The 2,520-nt window shown below is 64.1% G+C and carries 1 protein-coding gene and 1 pseudogene; both read right to left on the bottom strand.

All coding sequences use genetic code 11. The features are described from left to right. Positions 1-104: 104 nt before the first annotated feature. Positions 105-860: an IS21-like element ISFK1 family helper ATPase IstB gene (gene istB / locus AOQ71_RS16990; protein ID WP_057740971.1), complete on the bottom strand. Its 756-nt coding sequence runs from the start codon at positions 858-860 to the stop codon at positions 105-107. Between the two features lie 17 nt (positions 861-877). Next, a pseudogene (gene istA, locus AOQ71_RS16995) lies at positions 878-2,422 on the bottom strand (IS21 family transposase). Positions 2,423-2,520 lie beyond the last annotated feature (98 nt).

Raw genomic sequence — 2,520 nt, forward strand, 5'->3', positions numbered from 1 at the left:
TGCGAATTTCACGGATTGTGAGCATCGATTTCGGGCGATCGTGAGCACTGAATTCAGACGATCGTGAGCAGCCCGCGGCGGCCGATGGGGAGATAGAGTCAGGGTTACGGCTGCCCGTCAAGGGCGATGGTTTTGGCGCTGCGTTTTCGCATGCTTTCACCGGAGAGCTGGAGGCGGTGGGCGTTATGGACGAGGCGATCGAGAATGGCGTCAGCGACCGTGGGGTCCCCGATGGCTCCATGCCAGGTGTCCACGGGGAGCTGACTTGTGACGATTGTGGATGCGCGGCCATGGCGGTCCTCGAGGATCTCGAGCAGGTCGCGGCGTTCGGCGGCAGTGAGCACGGACAAGCCCCAATCGTCCAGGATCAAAAGCTGAGCGCGGCCGAGACTTTTGAGGAGCCGGGGGTGACGCCCGTCGCCGCGAGCGAGCGCGAGGGCTTCGAACAGCCTCGGGACGCGATGATAGAGGACGGAGCGGTTGTCGCGGCAGGCCTTGTGGCCGAGGGCACAGGCCAACCAACTTTTGCCCAGGCCGGTGGCGCCGGTGACGAGCAAGTTCTCGTGGCGATCGATCCAGCGGCCTTCGACGAGCTTGGCGAAAACGGCGCGATCGATGCCACGCGGGGTACGCAGATCAACGTCTTCGACGCAAGCATTCTGACGCAACGCGGCGGTCTTGAGGCGCATGGCGAGCCGCCTGGTGTCGCGTTCGGCGGCTTCGCGGTCGACCAACAGACTTATCCGATCTTCGAACGGCAAGGCTTCGAGATCGGGTAATCGGCGCTGCCCCTCGAAGGCCTTGGCCATTCCGCTGAGGCCGAGCTCGATCAGCCGTTCGTGGGTTGGGTGGTTGAGCATGCATGGTCTCCTTTGCTTCAGTGGAAGTAGTCGCGGCCGCGGATGTTGCCGTGGCGCAGGGGTTGGGGCTCGAAAGGCTCGTCGTCGAAGAGAGTGCGATCGAGACCGTTCTGGAGAATCGATCGGATGGAGGCGACGGAGCGCGCCTTGATGAGGATGCCGCGCCGGCAGGCCGCGTCGACGCGTTCGGCGCCGTAGCTTTTGGCCAGCGCCAGAATGCCGAGGCAGGTTCGAAAGCCCTGTTCTGGATGAGGCCGGGCTTCGATCACGGCCTGGAAGAACGCTGCAGTCGAAGGGCCGATCCGCTCGCCAGCGGCGATCACCGCGGCGGGGGTCCATTTGCCGTAGCGGCGATGGGCGCTGGGCATGTGGTCGGCGATGGTGGTGTGTCCGCGCCGGTTGGGGGCGCAGGCATGGCTGGCGATGCGCTCGCCCTTGTGAAAGAGTTCGACCGTCCGATCGTCGATGCGGGCATCGACCAGCTCGCCGATCAGACGATAGGGCGCGGAGTACCAGTGGCCGTTGACCTCGACGTGATAGTCGGGAGCGACGCGGCAGCGCTTCCAGCGTGCGAAGGCATAAGGCTGGTCCGGCAGCGGGGTGAGCTTGGGGGCGTCGAGTTCGGCAAATAGTTCGGCCCGGCTGGAGCCAAAGCCACGCATCTGACGGGCATTGAGTTCGTCGACGAGTATTTTGATGGCGGCGTTCAGTTCGGCCCGGGAAAAGAAGCGCTGATTGCGCAGCCGCGCCAGAATCCAGCGCTGGGCGATTTGCACCGCGACCTCGTACCTTCGCCTTGTCTTTTGGGCGCCGCGGCCGTGCGGCGAGAATGGCCGTGCTGTAATGGCTCGCCATCTCGGCATAGGTACGATTGAGACCGGGATCGTAACGGTCGGGGTTGCTGACGGCGGCCTTGAGGTTGTCGCAGACCACGAACGTCGGCGCCCCACCCAGAAAGGCGAACAGGTTGACATGCGCCCGGATCCAGTCGGTCAATCCCTCGCTCGGGCAGGCCTCGGCGTAGGTGTAGTTGGAAGCGCCCATCGCCGCGACGAACAGCTTCATCGGCTGCACTTCCCCGGTCAGGGAATCGATGACGTCGATGGTATCGCCGGCGAAATCGACGAACACCTTCTCGCCGCCCAGATGGGTCTGCCGCATTGACGGCCGGGCCCGTCCCTTCCAGGCCTCGTAGGTCGTGCAGAACCAGGTGTACCCGAAACCGTCGGGATTGCCGGCGCGGTACTCCTCCCAGAGCAGGTGGCGGGTCACATTGCGCCGGCGCAGCTCCTTATCGACGTAGCTCCAGTCGGGAACGGCCGCTGCGGGCTTTGCGAAGCAGGCCGCGGGGCCGGGAAAAGCAAAAGCTCCAGGTCTTCATCGGTCATTCCTTCCGGCAGCGGCCAGCTCAGCCCGGCAACACGGGCGCGGGTCAGGTAGCCATGCACGACGCCATTGCTGATGCTCAGGGAGCGCGCGATGGCCCGCTCCGGCAGACCTTGAACATGTTTTAGCCGAAGAACTTCTTTGATCCGGCGCATCGACAATCTCTGGATAGGCATGGGGCTTCCTCGTTAACGACGAGGCCATCCCTAAGCCGGTTGAGTTGTCGGCCGAAGCGGTGCAAGGCTCCGAAAACCTTGCTCACGATCCCGCGAAA

Source organism: Bradyrhizobium manausense (assembly GCF_001440035.1).
Lineage (GTDB): Bacteria > Pseudomonadota > Alphaproteobacteria > Rhizobiales > Xanthobacteraceae > Bradyrhizobium > Bradyrhizobium manausense.

What these genes read in the sequence shown, in the direction of transcription:
- istB (WP_057740971.1), bottom strand. Translation starts at nt 860, where the DNA reads ATGCTCAACCACCCAACCCACGAACGGCTGATCGAGCTCGGCCTCAGC.